The sequence below is a fragment of the Sphingomonas insulae genome (assembly GCF_010450875.1).
In the GTDB taxonomy this organism is placed as follows: domain Bacteria; phylum Pseudomonadota; class Alphaproteobacteria; order Sphingomonadales; family Sphingomonadaceae; genus Sphingomonas; species Sphingomonas insulae.
The window spans coordinates 462,955-480,287 of sequence record NZ_CP048422.1 but is presented as its reverse complement, the minus strand read 5'-3'; the positions used below and the strand labels follow the sequence as shown (position 1 = coordinate 480,287).

The following is a 17,333-nucleotide window of genomic DNA, read 5'->3' as shown; positions in this document are numbered from 1 at the left end:
GTACGTTCCGACGATGAACGCTCCGGCTTCCATCACCGCCCCGCTCGATGCCGCCACCCTGGCGATGATTGAGGAATTGGCGCGGGCGCGCGGGATGACGGGCGAACAATTCGCTGCTGCCGCCATCCGCAAAGCGATGGAACACGATGTCGAATGGCGGGCCTTCGTTCAGGCCGGCGTCGATTCCGCCGATCGCGGCGAATTGATCACGCAGGAAGAGATGGAAGCCTGGTTCGAGGAACGCGTCGCCGCTCGTCGCCCGGCATGACGCGCGCTGCCTGGACTCGTCGTGCGCGCGCCGATCTTGCCCGCATCGATGACTTCAACAGGCCGCACGATCCCTTGCACGCCACCGCCATGGGCCGAGCAGCGATCGCGGCTGGCAAATTTCTGGCCCGTCACCCCCATGCCGGGCCGGGGCTGGATGATGGCGAGCGCAAATGGTTGGTCCCGCAAACCGAATACATCCTGATCTATCGGATCGACGTGGACGGCGTGCAGATTCTTCGGCTCTACCACGGGCGAGAGGACTGGCGTAGCCTATGACCCCCACCGGCCTGCTCGGCGGATCGTTCAATCCCGCGCATCGTGGCCACCGCGGCATCACGATCGCGGCGATTCGCGCCCTCGATCTGGACGAGGCATGGTGGTTGGTGTCGCCGGGCAATCCGCTGAAGGACGGCGTCCCGGACATGGCGCCGCTTGCCGCGCGGCTCGCTTCGGCCCGGGCGATGGCGCGCCGCGCGCCGATCCGCGCCACCGATATCGAGGCGCGGTTGCACACCCGGTACACGCTCGACACCCTGCGCAAGCTCCAGCGCCGCTACCCTCGGCGGCAATTCATCTGGCTGATGGGTGCCGACAATCTGGCGCAATTCCACCGGTGGCGCGGATGGCGGGATATCGCGCGTACGATGCCGATTGCGGTGATCGCGCGTCCGGGGTATGAACGCGGTGCCCGTGCGAGTGTCGCGATGGGTTGGCTGCGACGCTTCCAACGGCCCGCATGCCAGGCGAAGCATTGGACGACGTGGAGATTGCCGGCACTCGTGCTGTTGCGCTTCCGCCCCGACCCTACCTCCGCAACCGCGGCCCGAGCGGCCGATCCCGACTGGCACCGGCGCCACCCGGCCCAGCAACCCAGGAGTCACCTTGGCGAGTAACCCCCAAGCCGTTCGACCGGCCGACCCGGCCGAAGTCGAGGCTTTGCATCGGCTCATCATGGCGTCGCTCGACGACGACCAGGCGGAGGAGATCGTGACGATCCCGCTCGCCGGCAAATCGTCGATCGCCGATCACATGGTCATTGCCAGCGGCCGTTCGACGCGCCAGGTCGCATCGATGGCGCACAAGCTCGCCGAGAAGATCAAGGCTGAATTCGGTCGCAGCGTGCGGATCGAGGGACTGCAGACCGCGGACTGGGTGCTGATCGACGCCAACGACGTCATCATCCACCTGTTCCGGCCGGAGGTGCGCACCTTCTACAACCTCGAACGGATGTGGCAGTTCGGCGATACCGTATCGTCGTCGCTGAAGCCGCTTCCGCCGACCGCCGAGGCGTAACATCCTCCTCCACATCGTGGCGCGTGGGCGGATCGGGCGGTCGCCCGAATCGGAACTGGTCGACCGCTACCTCAAGCGGATCGTCTGGCCGACACGCGTCACCGAACTGCCGGATACCGGCGGCAAGCTGCCCGCGCTCGATCCCCAAACGGTTCGCGTCCTCCTCGACGAAAAGGGCGAGGTGCTGGGATCGATGGACTTCGCCCGCCGTCTGGAGCGCTGGCGGGACACTGGCACGCGCGAGATGCGCTTCATGATCGGCGCGGCCGATGGCTTCGACGATGCCGATCGCGCCGGGGCCGACCTGCTGCTGTCGTTCGGTCGCGCGACCTGGCCGCATATGCTGGCGCGCGCGATGCTGGCCGAACAATTGTTCCGCGCGACGGCGATCCTGGCTGGCCACCCGTATCACCGGGAGGGGTGATGGCGACCGCCACGCTCCTGTCCTCGTCGATCGTGTCTTTCCGTCCCGTCTTGGCCGGGCCGCCGGCGCAAGCGGCCCGGCCTGCCCCCGGCCGGGGGCGACGCGCTGCCCTTGCCGCCGTCGCGCTTCTCGCCCTGACGCTGCCGGTGCAAGGCCAAACGCGTGCCGACCCGCGCCAGCGCCTCGCCGCTGCCAAGCGCGATGCTGCGGTCGCGACGCGTCAGGCCGACGCGCTCGCCCGCCGCGCCGCCGCCGAACGCAACGCCGCCGACAAAGCGCGGGCGGAGGAAACGGCGCTGGCCGCGCGGGTCACCGCAGCCGAGGCCACGCTCGCCGTCGCCCAGGCCCGTGGCGCCATCGTCGCTCGCCTGCTGGCCGCACAGCAGCAGGCGCTTGGGACGATGCAGGCGCCGGTCGCTCGCCTGCTAGCGGCGCTGACCGAGCTTGCCCGCCGACCCACGGTGGTGGCGATCGCGCAACCCGGTTCGGTGGACGATCTCGTCCACGTCCGTGCCGTGCTCGGCGGCGCGCTGCCGATCGTGCGGGCGAGGACACAGCAGGTGCGCGAGCAGATCGCCCGTACCCACGCACTGCAATCCGACGCCATGCTGGCCGCCGCCGCACTCCGCCAGGGCCGCGCGCAACTGGAATCGAATCGCGTCGCACTGGCACGGCTGGAGGCGGCGCATCGCCGGCGGAGTCAGGCGCTCGGTCGCGATGCGATGAGCGAATCGGACCGTGCACTGGCGCTGGGGGAACGCGCCCGCGACCTGGTCGACCTGCTCGATGCGGGCGATGCGGAACAGGCGACGGCGAACGACCTCGCCAGCTTGCCCGGTCCGCTGCCACGGCCGCTCGCGCCCGGCACGACCGCCCCGTCCCGGCGGACGGGGGTGTATCGCCTGCCGGTCAGGGGGCGGCTCGTCACCGGGCTGGACGAGATGTCCGAAGCGGGCGTGCGATCGCGCGGCCTGACGTTCGCGGTGGCGTCGGGCGCACGCGTGGTCGCCCCGGCGGCCGGCATCGTGCGCTATGCCCGATCGTTCCGCGGCTATGGCGTCATCGTCATCATCGATCATGCCGATGGCTGGACGACCCTCGTCACCGGCCTCGCGCGGGCGCAGGTGTCGCGCGGGCGCAGCATTGCCGCGGGGGATCCGATCGGGATTGCCGGCAGTGGCGAAGACCCGCGCGTCACCGTCGAACTGCGCCGGCGGGGTCGTCCGGTGGACATCGCCGCCCTGCTCGGTTGAGCGGCCTGCCGGCGGTCGGCGGGGTTAGCCTGCATTCAGCGTCGCTGCGCTTTGCTCCGGCCCGATAAACCGGCTAAACGCACACAGTTTTCCCGCCTTCAGGATGTTCGATGGCCCGTCCGCTGCTTACTGCGACCGCAATCCTCGGCTCGCTGTCCCTCATCCCGCTCGCGACGCAGGCGATGGCGGCGGTGGACACCGACACCTATCGCGAATTCGACCAGTTCCTCGATGTCTTCAACCGCATCAAGGCGGACTATGTCGACAAGGTCGATGACCAGAAGCTCATCAAGGGGGCGATCCAGGGCATGCTGTCCAGCCTCGACCCGCATTCGAGCTATGTCGACGCGCTCGACTATGACAATCTGCGTATCCAGACCGAGGGCAATTACGGCGGCCTCGGCCTGACCGTCCAGATGGAGGATGGCGCCGTCAAGGTCGTGGCGCCGCAGGAGGATACGCCCGCCTATCGTGCCGGGGTGAAGTCGGGCGATTACATCACCCATATCGACGGCAAGCTGATCTACGGCGAGACGCTGGACGAGGCGATCGGCCTGATGCGCGGCAAGCCCGGCACCAGGATCAGCCTGACGCTGGTCCGCCCGGGGCAGGACAAGCCGGTCGAGGTGACGATGAACCGCGAGGTCATCATCCAGAAGCCGGTGAAGTGGGAAGTGCGCGGCGATGTCGGCTACATCAACATCAACACCTTCTCGGAAAGCACCGGCGCCGACACCCGCGCCGCGATCATGGCGATCGACAAGAGCCTGGGCCATCGCCCGCTCGGCTATGTCATCGACCTGCGCGACAACGGCGGCGGCCTGCTGACGCAGGCGATCGCGGTCAGCGATGCCTTCCTCGACCATGGCGAGATCGTATCGCAGCGCGGTCGCGAAAAGGCGGATATCGAACGCTACTTCGCCAAGCCCGGTGACGACGCCCATGGCCTGCCCGTCGTCGTGCTGACCAATCCCGGCACCGCCTCCGCGTCCGAGATCGTCGCCGGCGCCTTGCAGGACCATCACCGCGCGCTGGTGATGGGGGAACGCAGCTTCGGCAAGGGTTCGGTGCAGACGCTGCTGCAACTCGGGCCCCAGACCGCGCTGCGCCTCACCACCGCGCGATATTATACGCCGTCGGGGCGCAGCGTGCAGGAAGGCGGGATCGAGCCCGATATCCGCGTGCCGCAGATCAGCGATCCCGACTTCAAGACGCGGCCGATCTTTCGCGAGGCCGACTTGCGCCGTCACCTGATCAACGAGGTGAAGGCGGATAACAAGGTGCTCGAGGAGGACACGAAGGACGATCCGCGCTTCGCGATGACGCCCGACCAGCTCAAGAAGCAGGGCATCGATGACTTCCAGCTCTATTATGCGCTGAAGACCGTCGCGCGCCTCGGCGGTGCGGCACAGGTCGCCGCCGCAACGAAGCCGAAGGTCAAGTGAGCCGCCCGCTCACCGCCGACGAGCGTCGCGCCCGGGCGCTCGCGCTGCTGTTGCCCGCGGCATTGCTGGCGGGGGCATGGACCTCGCAGCTGATCGGCCACCTGTATCCGTGCGAGATGTGTCACTGGCAACGTTGGCCGCATTATGCCGCGCTGCCGTTCGCGCTGCTTGCCTTCCTCGTGCCGCAGCGGAGCATCGCCAAGGCGCTGGTGATCGTCGCCGCGCTGCTGATCGCCATATCCGGTGCGATCGGCATCGCGCACGCCGGCGTCGAATATCACTGGTGGAACGGCTTCACCGCCTGCACCCAGACCGTCGACCTGCGCGGGTTGGGGCCGGAGGCGCGGCTGGACGCGCTGATGCGCGCGCCGGTGGTGCGCTGCGACGTCGCGCAATGGACGCTGGCCGGTATCTCGCTCGCAGGGTTCAATGCGATCCTGTCAATCGGCGGCGCGGGTCTTATCTTGTGGTGGATGAGGACATCCCGATGAGTATTGGCCGATGAGCGCTGCCCGATGAACCGCTGGAAGCCGGGCGACCGGCGCGAACCGACACAGGCGATGATCCGGGTCGATCAGGCCGGCGAATATGGTGCGACGCGGATCTACGCCGGCCAATTGGCGGTGCTTGGCGATCGCCATCCCGCCGCGCGTGCGATCCACCATATGGCCGCGCAGGAAGAGCGTCACCGCGCCTTCTTCGACGACATGATCGTCCGGCGCGGCGTGCGCCCCACATTGTTCCAGCCGTTCTGGGACAAGGCGGGCTTCGCGCTCGGCGCGATCACCGCGGCGATCGGCCCCGACGCCGCGATGGCCTGCACCGCTGCGGTGGAAACGGAGATCGACCGGCATTATCAGGCGCAGCGGGACGAACTCGGCACCAGCGATGTCGAACTGTCGGATGCGATCGCCGACTTCCAGGCGGAAGAGCTGGAGCATCGCGATCACGCGCTTGCCGCGGGCGCCGAGAACGCGATCGGCTATCCGGTGCTCAGCGGCTTCATCCGCCTGGGCTGCAAGATCGCGATCGCGGCGGCGAAGAGGATTTGAGAGGAGTGACGATGCGTACCTTCATCACGGCCACGCTGATGCTCGCGGCCGGTCCGGCGCTGGCGCAACAGGCGCTCCCGGCCGGTCAACAGGTCAGTCAGCAGCCCGCGCTGCCGGGCGCGGCGAAGCCTGTCGTCATCAGTACGCCGGGCGAGGTCGCCAAGCGGGCACCGGTGAACGGCGTCCTCGTCCTCTACGGCAACGAACGCTGCCCGACCAACAACGATGGCGACGAGATCGTCATCTGCGAACGCCGCAGCGCCCGCGAGCAATATCGCGTGCCCAAGGAGCTTCGCGAATTCGAGGTGACGCCGCAGAACGAGAGTTGGGCGGCGCGTGCGCAGGGGACGTTGGACGCGGGTGTCGGCGCCAACAGCACCGGCAGCTGTTCGACGGTCGGCGCCGGCGGGCAGACCGGCTGCTTCCTGCAAAATGCCCGCGCGGCTCGCAAGGAGAACCAGGCGCGCAAGGTCGAGGAAGCCCGGGTTCCCTGACGCGGACGGTTGCGATCCACCGGCCGGTTTGTCTTCGCGCGCCGTTGCGGTAGCGTGCGGGCGGGACAAGGGGGCGAGATGATGGCGACAGCGATAGGAGCGGCCGGGCCGGCATCGAAGCCGCTCGCTGCGGACGGTTACGAGAAATGCCTGTCGGTCGCCGCGACGATCCTGCTTGGGGCGGTCGGCCTGGCGCTGATGCGCGGCCGACCACATTGGGGCGAGGTTCCAGGCATCGTCTGGGCGCATATCGCCACCATCCTTGTGGCGTTGGCGCTGACCCCCGTGATCCTGCTCCAGCGGCGCGGTGACCGACGCCATCGCAGGCTCGGCGCGATCTGGTCGGTGGCGATGCTGCTCACCGCCGCCCTGTCTTTCGGGGTTCGGGTCGGCCGGCCGGGCGCATTCAGCGTGATCCATATCCTGTCGGTCTGGGTGCTGATCCAAGTGCCGATCCTGTGGCGGGCGGCCCGCACCCACAACGTCGTGCGCCATCGGCGCAGCGTTCGCGGTATCGTCACCGGCGCGCTGCTGATCGCCGGCGTCTTCACCTTCCCGTTCGATCGCCTGCTGGGGCAATGGTTGTTCGGCTGACCTGATGCGAACCGTCCGTATCGTCTTGTTCGCGCTGGTCTGGTTCAGCTGCGCATGGTTCGGCTCGTGGGAGCTCAACGCCAACAACGCAACGCGCCTGTTCGCCGCTATCAGCCTGGTCGAGGACGGCGATGCGACCATCGACCAGTTCGCACCGCTGACCATCGACAAGGCGGCGTTCGACGGCCACGCCTATCTCGACAAACCGCCGGGAATGACATTGATGGCGCTGCCGGCGGTATGGCTGGCCGACACGGTGACCGGCGAACGGTCCGCGCGGTTCGGGGCCGCGCCGGCGGGGCCGGACTTCGAACGCTATCTACGGCTGCGCACGCGTCTGGCGGCGGCGATCGGCCCGGCGGTACTGACCGCGCTGTCCGCGGTGCTGCTGTTCGACATGGCGTCGGGGATGACCGGCAGCGCGGCGGCGGGCCTGTTCGCCGCACTGGGTTATGCCCTTGGCACGCCGGTGTGGGGCTGGTCGACGACGCTGCTCGGCCATGCCGTGGTCGCCGACCTTTATGTCGTGGCGCTCTGGGCGATCTGGCGAAGCACATCCGCAGGCGGCGGAGCCATGCGCTGTGCCCTGACCGCCGGGCTGGCGCTGGGCTGGGCGGCGGTGGTCGAGCATCAGGCGGTGCTCGCCGCGCTGCCGATCGTGCTCTGGGCGATGTGGCAGTCTCGCTTGCGGCCGGATCGCTGGCGACTCCTCGTCGTCGGTGCGGCGGCGGGGATGGCCGCGCTGCTGCCGCTGGGGGCCTATAACCTGATCGCATTCGGAACGCCGTTCCGCATCGGTTATTCCGGCGTCGTGGGTTGGGAAGGGATGCATCAGGGCCTGTTCGGGCTGGGCGTCCCGCGATTGCGGGCGTTGCAGGCGATCCTGTTCAGCTTTCGCCTTGGGCTGGTCTGGGTCGCCCCGATCCTCGTCCTCGCGCCGCTCGGCCTATGGTTCTGGCTGCGGGATCGACAGCGGCGTGGCCTAGCGCTGACGGCCGCCGCCACGGCGTCGATCGTGCTGCTGGTCAACGCGGCGTACGTCTATTGGGATGGCGGCAATACCACCGGGCCGCGGTTCGCGATCCCGGCGATCGGGCCACTCGCACTCGGGCTGGCAGCGGAGTGGATGCGGTCGCACGGTCGCGGCGAACGGCTGGCCATGGCGCTGGTGCTGGCGCTGTCGGTCGCGGTGAACGCGGCGATCGCATCGGCCGATATCTTCGCGCCGCCGGTGACGGCCTTTCCGGTGTGGCAATGGGTCATCGCCGGCAATTTCGCCAACGGTTACCTGCGTACCGTGCCGAGCGAATGGTTCGGCTCGTCCACCTGGGCGGGATTCTATTGGTGGGCGGCGCTGGCGCTGCCGACGATCGGCTGGCTGGCGTGGCGGGTCCGCCGACCTCAGGCGTGAGGCGTGCGCTTCAGGCCCCGGACGCGATGCCAGACGTAGAAGACGACGAGGGCGACTAGGACGATACCGATCAGCAGGTCCGCTTGATGAAAGGCGGCCTTGACGCGGGGGTCGCTGTTCCATTTGTCGCCGAGCTTCATGCCGACCCACGCGAGGCCGAAGCACCACGGCCAGCTGCCGATGAAGGTATAGACGTGGAACGGCACCAGCCGCATCCGGGCGACCCCTGCGGGAAAGGCGATGAAGCTGCGGATCACGGGCAGCAGGCGGCCGATCAGGACCGCCAGGCTGCCCCAGCGCGCGAAGAAGCGATCCGCCGCATCCAGCTCACCCGGCCCGATCAGCACGTAGCGGCCCCAGCGCTCCGCCATCGGTCGGCCGCCGCGCTTGCCGATTTCGTAGGCGACGATCGAGCCGAGGTTGCAGCCGATCGCCCCGGCAGTGGCGGCGAGATAGAGGTCGAAGCGGCCGGTCGAGACGAGATAGCCGGCAAAGGGCATGATGATCTCGGACGGGAGCGGGATACACGCGCTCTCGATCGCCATCAGGATGGCGATGCCGACATAGCCGCCGCTGGAAATCACCGAGATGGTGAAGGTGGCGAGGACGCCCAGGATCTTTTCGAACATGGGCGTGGGGCTTGGCGGATCGGCGCGCGGAAGGGAAGGGGGGAACCGACCGCCGGATGATGCGCTCATGTCGCCATGACCGATCTGACCTTCAACGATGGCCGCACCATGCCCCGGCTGGGACTCGGCACCTGGAAACTCCCCGACGGGCAGGCCGCGGCGGTGGTACGCCGCGCACTCGACGTGGGCTATCGCCTGATCGACACCGCCGCCATCTATGGCAACGAGCGGGGCGTCGGCGATGGCGCGCAGGGCAGCGAGGCGTTCGTTACCACCAAGCTGTGGAACAACCGGCAGGGTGATCCGGCAGCGGCGCTGGACGAAAGCCTGGCGCTGCTGGGGCTGGATGCGGTCGACCTGTATCTGATGCACTGGCCGGTGCCGAGCGCCGGCCGGTATGTCGATGCGTGGAAGGCGATGGTCGACCTGCGCGATGCCGGCAAGGCGCGATCGATCGGCGTTTCGAACTTTCTGCCCGAGCATCTCGACGCGATCATCGAGGCGACGGGCGTGACGCCGGTGCTGAACCAGATCGAGCTTCACCCCCGTTACCAGCGGCGCGAGGAACGCGCGTATCACGAAGCGCATGGCATCGTGACGCAGTCGTGGAGCCCGTTGGGGCAGGGCGGCGATCTGTTGCGCGATCCGGGGATCGTCGCGGTGGCGCAGAAGCATGGGCGATCCGCGGCACAGGTGGTGATCGCCTGGCACCTCGCCCACGGGTTTTCGGTCATCCCGAAGGCGGCGGACCCGGAGCATATGAGCGACAATTTCGCGGCGCTCGACCTGACGCTGGGCGAAGACGACGTTGCGGCGATCGATGCGTTGGAGCGCGGCGAGCGGATGGGCGAGGACGCGCTCGCGATGTGAGCGAAGTTGAACAACATAAACAAGTTGGACACTCGTGAGGAAACAATCGCAGTCGATTGTTTCCGAATTTGCGACCATGAGAAGGAGCAGATTCGAGCGTCGGCATTAGCAAGATGATGGCGTGTAGGACAGCGTGCCGGGATATGCCCGCTCATCCAAGGACTTACGACCCGAAGATGCCAACGGCCCGCCGCCGAATCGCTATGCATCGATGCCGCGCCGTCCCCCGTCGGCGGCACGCTGTGCTACACCAGCGCGGCCTGCGCCATCTTCAGGTCCTCGACGAATTTGGCGTATTCCTCCTGCTTCTGCGCCTCATCGGGCAACCGGAGCAGATAGCTGGGGTGGACAGTGATCCACGCTTCGCCACCATCGGGTAGCTGGACCGGGCGACCGCGTTCGCGGCCGATCGTCACCGTGCGGCCGAGCAGCGAGCGGGCGGCGGTGGCACCGAGCGCGACGGTGACCTGCGGACGCACCAGCATACGTTCCTGTTCGATCCACCAGCGACAGGCGGTGATCTCTCCGGTGTCGGGCTTGGCATGGATGCGGCGCTTGCCGCGTTGTTCGTATTTGAAATGCTTGACCGCATTGGTGACATAGACGCGGGCGCGGTCGATCTGCGCGTCTGCGATCGCGCGGTTGAACACCTGTCCCGCCGGGCCGACGAACGGGGTACCGGCGAGGTCCTCCTGATCGCCGGGCTGTTCGCCGACGAACATCATCGCGGCATCGACTGGCCCTTCGCCAAAGACGATCTGCGTCGCGTGCTTATAAAGGTGGCAGCGCGTGCAGCTTGCCGCCTCGTCGCGAAGCGCGGCCCAGGCCGCCTGCGCGTTGCCGCCCATCCCGGATTCCACTTTGTCGCGTGCGGTATCGATCATGCCACTCTCCCGTGCCTGCGCGCCCGCGATCAGTTGTCCGACCAGCGCGGTTTCCGGCATGTTCTTCCAGTATTTGCGCGGCATTTCCTTCAGCATGGCGCCGACCTTCACGCGCGCGGGATTGAAGATGCTGGCGTAATAGGTCTTCCAAACCTCTTCGGTCGGATCGCCCTCGGGCGCGTCCGCCTTGCTGGCGCCGGGACCCTCGGACAGCGCCTGCCCGTCCCAGTGCAGCGCGACCTCCGGCGTCAGGATCGACCAGCGCATGCTGGCGAAGCGGTTGACGAAGAAGGCGGCGTTGGCGCGGACGATATGGTGTTCGGGCTCGAACCACGCGACGTAGCGGCTAACCCCGTCATCGTCCTGCACCTCGCGGAACCGCAGGAATGCGCGCATCTTGTGGATGTCGCGGCGGACGTTCTTGGCGAGCACTTCCAGTCGGCGGATCAGCGGGTCGGCGTGATCTTCCACCAATTTGGGTTCGCGGCGCAGACGGAAGAGGGCGGTGTAGAGGAGGGCGAAGCGTTCCGGGTCGTCCGCCATGACGACGCTGCGGGCGAGATCGATGAAGGCGCGCGGGACGGAGAAGGGGCTGGGCGCCTGCGGTGGCGGCGTGTCGGCGGGCGCGGTGGCGAACAGGTCTTCGGGCGTGTCGCCGACCTGCCAGACGACGTCGTCGGGCGGCACCTGCTGCGCCGCGAGTGCGCGGGCGGTATCGCGCCATGCGTCGAAGTCGTCGGGGGCGGGCAGGACGGCTATGCGCATGGGTTGGGGCGTTCGTCCGATCGATGACGGTGAAAGGGTGGCTCGGGATATTCGCGTTCGTCCGGCGAAGACCGGGGTCGGTGTGGCCGACCGTATTGGTGACCGGTGTTTCTATTATCCGGGTAGCGCGCCCGACCGGGCCCCGGCCCTCGCCGGGGACAGGGCGGATTGCCTTATCGGGCGCGCCGCATGCCGTCAGTCGCGCTCGTCGCCACCCGGCGGATTGGCCTTCGCCAGCTTCAGTTCCTCGGGCTTGCGCTTTTCGTAGATGCCGGCAAGCTTGTCCTCGGTCGCATCATCCAGTTCCTCGGCCGCGGCCGGGAACATCTCTTCTTCTTCCTCGGTGATATGATGCTCGTAGCGGCGACGCATATGGAAGAACTTCTCGCTCCACGCATCCGAGCCGAATTCCTCGTCGGCCATTTCGCCGAGCAGGTCGTCGACTTCCTTGTGCTCGCTGACCGAATGGCGGGCATCGTCGCGCAATTCGGGATTGCGCAGCATCGTCGCGTACAGCGATTCCTCCTCGGCCGCGGCGTGGCTCTGGATTTCGAGGCGGAACGCTTCGAACAGCGACTGGCGTTCCTTGCCGGCGCCCTGCATGTCCGCGAGCCGTTTCAGCATATCACGCTGCTTGTCGTGGTCGCGCTTCAGGTCCACGTAAATCTCTGCCAAAGCCATGATGGTCTCCTTCGCCGCACCAACCGGCGAATGCGGCACTCGTTTCACCCGCGATTCATTCTCACGCGGCGAACAATTCGAATTGCTGCCTCCTGGGCGCGACCAGCGGCTTCAGGTCGCCGCGATCGGTGAGGGCGATCGGGCGCCAATCCTCAGCGATGATGAACGGGCGCATCTTGGCGATGCTGACGGTCAGGCGGGCGACGTCGTCGAGGCGCAGGCGACGCCAGCGCCGGCTGGCGACGATGCGATCGACCGCCTTCACCCCCAGCCCGGGAACGCGGAGCAGCATCTCGCGCGGGGCGCGGTTGACGTCGACGGGGAAGCTCTCGCGGAACTTGAGCGCCCAGGCGAGCTTGGGATCGATGTCGAGCGGCAGCATGCCGGTGGATTCGTCGGCGGCAGCCACCACTTCATGCGGGCTGTAATCGTAGAAGCGCATCAGCCAGTCGGATTGGTACAGGCGGTGTTCGCGCATCAGCGGCGGACGTTGCAGCGGCAGGACCGTGCTGGCGTCGGGGATCGGGCTGAACCCACTGTAATAGACGCGGCGCAGGCCGAAGCGGTCGTAGAGCGTCGAGGCGCGGGTGACGATCTCTCCATCCGTCGCCGCGTCGGCGCCGACGATCATCTGCGTCGACTGGCCGGCAGGAGCAAAACGGGGGGCGGATTTGTACTTTTTGCGCGCATCGCCATTGTCGGCGATCGACGCTTTCACGTCCTTCATCGCGCCTTCGATCCGGGCACCGTCCTTTTCGGGAGCGAGCCGCTTCAGGCCGCTGACGGTGGGCAGTTCGACGTTGATCGACACGCGGTCGGCATACAGCCCGGCCTGATGCACCAGCTCAGGGTCGGCATCGGGAATCGTCTTGAGGTGGATGTAACCGCGGAAATGATGGTCTTCGCGCAAGGATCGCGCAACCTCGACCATCTGTTCCATCGTGTAGTTGGACGATTTGATGATGCCCGAGGACAGGAACAGCCCCTCGATATAATTGCGCTTGTAGAAGGAAATGGTGAGGTTCACGACCTCCTGCGCCGTAAAGCGCGCGCGGCGGACATTGCTGCTCTTGCGATTGATGCAATAATGACAGTCGAAGATGCAGCTGTTGGTCAGCAGGATCTTCAAAAGGCTGATACAGCGGCCATCCGGCGCGTAGGCGTGGCAGATGCCCATGCCTTCCGTCGAACCCAGCCCCTTGCCGTCGCGGCTGTTGCGCTTGGCGGTGCCCGACGAGGCGCAGGATGCGTCGTATTTCGCGGCGTCGGCGAGGATCGCGAGCTTTTCACGGGTGTCGAGCTGCGCCATCCGTTCGATATACGTTCCATGGTGGCGAGCGGCAAGGGTGGCGCCGGATACATCATGTTGATCGACCGCAACATGGCTGCAATCCTCGGCTGGCAAAGACGATGGGACAGGGGCGACAGCGCAAGAGGATCAGCCGCCATGGACCGCAATGACACGTCGTACCTGTCCGATCGTTCGTTCGTCGAAGCGGTGCGGTCGATCCAGGCGTCGCATCCGGCCGCGGCGGCGGCGCATCACGCCATGTGCCGTGCGTATACCGAACAGGTGCTGGCGCGGCTGGCCGCAGGGCGCGCCGGGCGCTGAACCTTATTCGGCGGCGAGCAGGCTGGTCGCACCGCCGAGGTCGACCGACACCAGGCGGCTGACGCCGCGTTCCACCATGGTCACCCCGAACAGGCGATGCATGCGGCTCATGGTCACCGCATTGTGGGTGACGATCAGGTAACGGGTGTCGGTTTCCTCCGTCATCCGGTCGAGCAGGCCGCAGAAGCGGTCGATATTGGCATCGTCGAGCGGCGCGTCGACTTCGTCCAGGACGCAGATCGGCGCGGGGTTGGTGAGGAACAGGGCGAAGATCAGCGCGACCGCGGTCAGCGCCTGTTCCCCGCCCGACAGCAACGTCAGCGATTGCAGGCGCTTGCCGGGCGGTTGTGCCATGATCTCCAGGCCCGCCTCCAGAGGATCGTCGGAATCGATCAATTGCAGGTGCGCAGCGCCGCCATCGAACAGCGTGGTGAACAGGCGGCGGAAATGACCATCGACCGCCTCGAACGCCGCGAGCAGGCGCTGCCGGCCTTCGCGATTGAGCGTACCGATCGAACCGCGCAGGCGGTGCACCGCCTGGCCCAGTTCGTCGCGCTCGGCGGCGTTGCTCTTGCCGTCGGATTCGAGGTCGGCGAGCTCGCGTTCCGCGACGAGGTTGACCGGTCCGATGCGTTCGCGGTCGGCGGCGAGGCGTTCGTGGGCGTGCGCTTCGTCCGCAGGCGAGCGGACGGAGGCGACGTCAAAGCCCAAACGTTCGGGCAGCACCGGTGCGGGGCATTCGAAGCGTTCGCCGGACAGGCGGCCCATCTCGACGCGGCGCAGGTCCTGATTTTCCAGCCTGGCGGCGGCGCCGGCGCGATGTTCGCGGGCGTGGGCGAGCGCTTCGTTGGCATGGCGTTGCGCGTCCGCCGCCGCGCGAAGCGTGCGCTCGGCGTCGCGCTCCGCGTCGGCCAGCGTTTCGGCCTGCGTACGGGCGGCAGTGTGCTCGGCATCCTGCGCGGCAATGGCCGCGTCCAGCGCGGCGGGGCGGGCGGCGATGCCTTCCGCTTCCAAGGCGAGCGCGGCGTCGCGCTTGTCCATCTCGGCGATGCGCCTGGCGGCCTCACCGGCGCGGGCGCGCCAACTGCGGCCATCGGCCTGCGCGGCGGCGAGGCGTTCGCGGTTCGCCTGGACGGCGCGGCCTAGCATGGCGCGTTGTTCGCGGGCCTGGGCGACGGCGGCGCGGCACCGATCGGCCGCGTGGGAAAGCGCGGCGACCGCGGCGGCGGCGTCGCGGCCGTCCGGCAACGCATCGCGGGCAGCGCGCGCGGTGGCGAATTCGGCCTGCGCCTCGGCCAGGTCGCCGGCGATTCGGGCTGCGCGGGCGTCGAGATCGGCGCGCTGGCCGGCGAGCCGTTCGAGGGCGGCGGCGGCGCGATCCTCGGCACGTTCGGCATCGCGGCCGGCGGCTTCGGCCTGGGCGAGGGTGGCGCGCACGGTCTGGGCGGCGGCGCGAGCGACGGCGATGGCCTTGTCGACCCGCGCCCGCGTCGATTCGGCGGTGTCGACCGCGGCGGCGGCGGCGGGGCGGGCGGCGTGGAGCGTGTTCAAGCGGTTGAGCCGTTCGAGCCGTTCGGCCGCCGCCGCGCCGCTGCCGCTCGCGACGAAGCCGTCCCAGCGACGCAGCTGTCCATCGCGGGTGACGAGCCGTTGGCCGGCGGCGAGCATTTGTCCGGCGTCCGCCTCTGCGACGAGCGTTTGGGCGAGGCGGCGGGCGAGGGCGGGCGGTGCCTCGACATGGTCGGCGAGCGATATGGTGTCCGCGGGTGCTGCGGGATCGCCGGGTTGCGGTGCGGTGCCCGTCCAGGCGGCAAGTCCGACCTCGAGATCGTCGCCCAGCGCCGCGGCGAGTGCGCGTTCAAAACCGGGAGCGGGGACGAGATGATCGAGTAGCCGGTCACGGCCGGATCGGTGCGTCGCCTTGGCAAGGGCGGTGGCTTCGCTGTCGAGCGCGGCGAGTTCGGCGCGGGCGGTCGCGCGTGCGGCCTCCGCGGCGTCGCGGTCGGCGATGGCGGTGCGTTCCGCGCCATCGGCCTGGGCGAGATCGGCGCGCGCAGTGTCGGCGGTGGCGAGGGCGGCGCGGCGGCGGTCGGCAGCGGTGTCGCGGCCGGCGGCGAGCGCGGCGACATCGCCCAGCGCGGCGATCGCGTGCGCCACCTGTGCGGCATCGCGCGCGGCGCGATCGGCGCGCCCCTGCGCGGCGGCCAGGGCGGCGGTGGCGACGCGGGCGTCGGCGGCCTCGCTCGCCTGGCGGCTCAACCCCTGCGCCAAAGCGACCTCGGCATCGCGGGCGCGACGCTCGGCCTCGGCAAGCGTCGCATCCAGCCGCGGCGCCTCGTCGGCGGCGGTCAGGATCGCGTGGTCGAGTGTCTTTCCCTCATCAGTCAACGCGGCGAGCGCGGCGGCGGCATCCGCGGCCAGCGTACCTTCCCGCGCGCGGTCGTCGGCGATGCGGCGGCGGGTGTCGGCGAGGTCGGCCACGCGGCGGGCGGCGGCGGCGCGCTCGCTGCGCAACGTCGCGAGCGCGTGGCCGGCATCGCTCGCCCGGTCGCGCGCGGCGAGTGCGGCAGCGCGGGCGTTGGCGACGGCGTCCGCCGCGGCGTGTTGCGCGGTCGCCGCGGCGCGTTCGGCGGCGGTGGTGTCCGCGACACGGGCTTCGGCGACCTGCGCTTCGGCACGGGCGGCATCGGCGGCGGCGACGGCGTCGCGCCAGCGGGCGAAGATCATCCGGGCCTCGGCGATGCGGATTTGCGCGGACAGCGTGCGATAGCGTTCGGCGGCACGCGCCTGGCGGCGGAGTGCGGCGGCACGCGCGTCCTGGTCGGCGATCAGCGCGTCGAGGCGGACGAGGTTCGCCTCGGTCGCACGCAGTTTCTGTTCGGCATCCTTGCGGCGGACGTGGAGGCCGGCGATGCCGGCGGCCTCCTCCAGCATCGCGCGGCGTTCGGCGGGCTTGGCGGCGATGACCGCGCCGATGCGATTCTGGCTGACCAGGGCGGGGCTATGCGCGCCGGTGGCGGCATCGGCGAACAGCAGGGTCACGTCCTTCGCGCGCACGTCGCGGCCGTCGATCCGATACGCGCTGCCGGTGCCGCGCTCGATGCGGCGGACGACCTCGCGTTCGTCGGGATTGGCCGCATCGCCGGTGTCGAGCAGGATCGACACTTCGGCAAAGGCGCGCGGCGGGCGGGTGGCGGTGCCGGCGAAGATCACATCGTCCATGCCGGCGCCGCGCAGCGACTTCGCGCTGTTTTCGCCCATCGTCCAGCGAAGCGCTTCCAGCAGGTTGGACTTGCCGCAGCCGTTGGGGCCGACGACGCCGGTCAGCCCCGGCTCGATACGCAGATCGGCAGGGTCGACGAAGCTCTTGAAGCCGGCGATGCGGAGCCGCTTGATCTGCACTGTCAGGGCGTGCCGGGTTGCGGGTGGGGTTTCAAGCTCTGAGCGTGGCGGAGCGCGTCGGGAAGAAGGTGGGTTCGCGCGGAGACACAGAGATGCGGAGAAGAAGAAGGCGCCAGCGGCGCTGTCGTCCCTCCTGTGCGATCTTTGCGCGCCAATGGTGTCACGCGAAGGCGCGAAGGAATCAGGTCCCTTCGCGGAAGCGGGGGAGATGCCACGGGTGGAGCACCTCCGCGTCTCTGCGTCTCCGCGCGAAC

19 protein-coding genes are annotated in these 17,333 nt (G+C 68.6%); 14 read left to right on the top strand and 5 right to left on the bottom strand.

The window, feature by feature from the left end; all coding sequences use genetic code 11:
- The first annotated feature begins 13 nt into the window (after positions 1-13).
- From GTH33_RS03815 to GTH33_RS03760, 12 genes are all read left to right on the top strand, one after another.
- A complete protein-coding gene (locus GTH33_RS03815) occupies positions 14-268 on the top strand; it encodes a hypothetical protein (RefSeq protein ID WP_163957163.1) in 255 nt (84 codons plus the stop codon).
- Complete coding sequence (locus GTH33_RS03810; protein ID WP_163957162.1) at positions 265-546, top strand: type II toxin-antitoxin system RelE/ParE family toxin; 282 nt, start codon at positions 265-267, stop codon at positions 544-546. The genes GTH33_RS03815 and GTH33_RS03810 overlap by 4 nt, the downstream gene beginning before the upstream one ends.
- Positions 543-1,163 carry a nicotinate-nucleotide adenylyltransferase gene (locus GTH33_RS03805; protein WP_163957161.1) on the top strand — a complete coding sequence of 207 codons (621 nt, stop codon included), beginning with the start codon at positions 543-545 and terminating at the stop codon, positions 1,161-1,163. The genes GTH33_RS03810 and GTH33_RS03805 overlap by 4 nt, the downstream gene beginning before the upstream one ends.
- Before the next feature lie 58 nt (positions 1,164-1,221).
- Complete coding sequence (gene rsfS / locus GTH33_RS03800) at positions 1,222-1,563, top strand: ribosome silencing factor (protein ID WP_163957160.1); 342 nt, start codon at positions 1,222-1,224, stop codon at positions 1,561-1,563.
- Position 1,564: 1 nt separating this feature from the next.
- On the top strand, positions 1,565-1,987 hold the full coding sequence (locus GTH33_RS03795) for a 23S rRNA (pseudouridine(1915)-N(3))-methyltransferase RlmH (RefSeq protein WP_163959577.1): 423 nt from the start codon (positions 1,565-1,567) through the stop codon (positions 1,985-1,987).
- Positions 1,987-3,240 carry a murein hydrolase activator EnvC family protein gene (locus tag GTH33_RS03790; protein WP_163957159.1) on the top strand — a complete coding sequence of 418 codons (1,254 nt, stop codon included), beginning with the start codon at positions 1,987-1,989 and terminating at the stop codon, positions 3,238-3,240. The genes GTH33_RS03795 and GTH33_RS03790 overlap by 1 nt, the downstream gene beginning before the upstream one ends.
- Positions 3,241-3,350: 110 nt before the next feature.
- On the top strand, positions 3,351-4,685 hold the full coding sequence (locus GTH33_RS03785; RefSeq protein WP_163957158.1) for a S41 family peptidase: 1,335 nt from the start codon (positions 3,351-3,353) through the stop codon (positions 4,683-4,685).
- Positions 4,682-5,176: a disulfide bond formation protein B gene (locus tag GTH33_RS03780; protein ID WP_163957157.1), complete on the top strand. Its 495-nt coding sequence runs from the start codon at positions 4,682-4,684 to the stop codon at positions 5,174-5,176. The genes GTH33_RS03785 and GTH33_RS03780 overlap by 4 nt, the downstream gene beginning before the upstream one ends.
- Before the next feature lie 24 nt (positions 5,177-5,200).
- A complete protein-coding gene (locus GTH33_RS03775) occupies positions 5,201-5,737 on the top strand; it encodes a demethoxyubiquinone hydroxylase family protein (protein WP_163957156.1) in 537 nt (178 codons plus the stop codon).
- An 11-nt stretch (positions 5,738-5,748) separates the two neighbouring features.
- On the top strand, positions 5,749-6,231 hold the full coding sequence (locus GTH33_RS03770) for a hypothetical protein (RefSeq protein WP_163957155.1): 483 nt from the start codon (positions 5,749-5,751) through the stop codon (positions 6,229-6,231).
- Between the two features lie 81 nt (positions 6,232-6,312).
- Entirely contained in the window at positions 6,313-6,825 is a 513-nt protein-coding gene (locus GTH33_RS03765; RefSeq protein WP_163959576.1) for a DUF2306 domain-containing protein, read from the top strand.
- Positions 6,826-6,829: 4 nt separating this feature from the next.
- On the top strand, positions 6,830-8,236 hold the full coding sequence (locus GTH33_RS03760; protein ID WP_163957154.1) for a hypothetical protein: 1,407 nt from the start codon (positions 6,830-6,832) through the stop codon (positions 8,234-8,236).
- Here GTH33_RS03760 and GTH33_RS03755 read toward each other — a convergent pair.
- Positions 8,227-8,865 (bottom strand): DedA family protein, encoded by a 639-nt coding sequence (locus tag GTH33_RS03755; RefSeq protein ID WP_163957153.1) that lies wholly within the window; start codon positions 8,863-8,865, stop codon positions 8,227-8,229. The genes GTH33_RS03760 and GTH33_RS03755 overlap by 10 nt on opposite strands.
- Before the next feature lie 75 nt (positions 8,866-8,940).
- Between GTH33_RS03755 and GTH33_RS03750 the strand changes: the two genes are divergently transcribed.
- Complete coding sequence (locus GTH33_RS03750) at positions 8,941-9,735, top strand: aldo/keto reductase (RefSeq protein WP_163957152.1); 795 nt, start codon at positions 8,941-8,943, stop codon at positions 9,733-9,735.
- 245 nt (positions 9,736-9,980) lie between these two features.
- On the opposite strand, the gene GTH33_RS03745 is transcribed toward GTH33_RS03750, so the two are convergent.
- From GTH33_RS03745 to GTH33_RS03735, 3 genes are all read right to left on the bottom strand, one after another.
- On the bottom strand, positions 9,981-11,384 hold the full coding sequence (locus GTH33_RS03745; RefSeq protein ID WP_163957151.1) for a UdgX family uracil-DNA binding protein: 1,404 nt from the start codon (positions 11,382-11,384) through the stop codon (positions 9,981-9,983).
- 195 nt (positions 11,385-11,579) lie between these two features.
- Complete coding sequence (locus GTH33_RS03740; RefSeq protein WP_163957150.1) at positions 11,580-12,065, bottom strand: hemerythrin domain-containing protein; 486 nt, start codon at positions 12,063-12,065, stop codon at positions 11,580-11,582.
- A gap of 61 nt (positions 12,066-12,126) precedes the next feature.
- Complete coding sequence (locus tag GTH33_RS03735) at positions 12,127-13,374, bottom strand: putative DNA modification/repair radical SAM protein (RefSeq protein ID WP_163957149.1); 1,248 nt, start codon at positions 13,372-13,374, stop codon at positions 12,127-12,129.
- A gap of 138 nt (positions 13,375-13,512) precedes the next feature.
- On the opposite strand from GTH33_RS03735, the gene GTH33_RS17990 reads away from it, so the two are divergent.
- A complete protein-coding gene (locus GTH33_RS17990) occupies positions 13,513-13,677 on the top strand; it encodes a hypothetical protein (protein WP_166753233.1) in 165 nt (54 codons plus the stop codon).
- Between the two features lie 3 nt (positions 13,678-13,680).
- Here GTH33_RS17990 and GTH33_RS03725 read toward each other — a convergent pair whose 3' ends face one another.
- The gene (locus GTH33_RS03725) at positions 13,681-17,079 is read right to left on the bottom strand and encodes a chromosome segregation SMC family protein (protein WP_163957147.1); all 3,399 of its coding nucleotides are present in this window, start codon (positions 17,077-17,079) and stop codon (positions 13,681-13,683) included.
- Between the last annotated feature and the right edge of the window lie 254 nt (positions 17,080-17,333).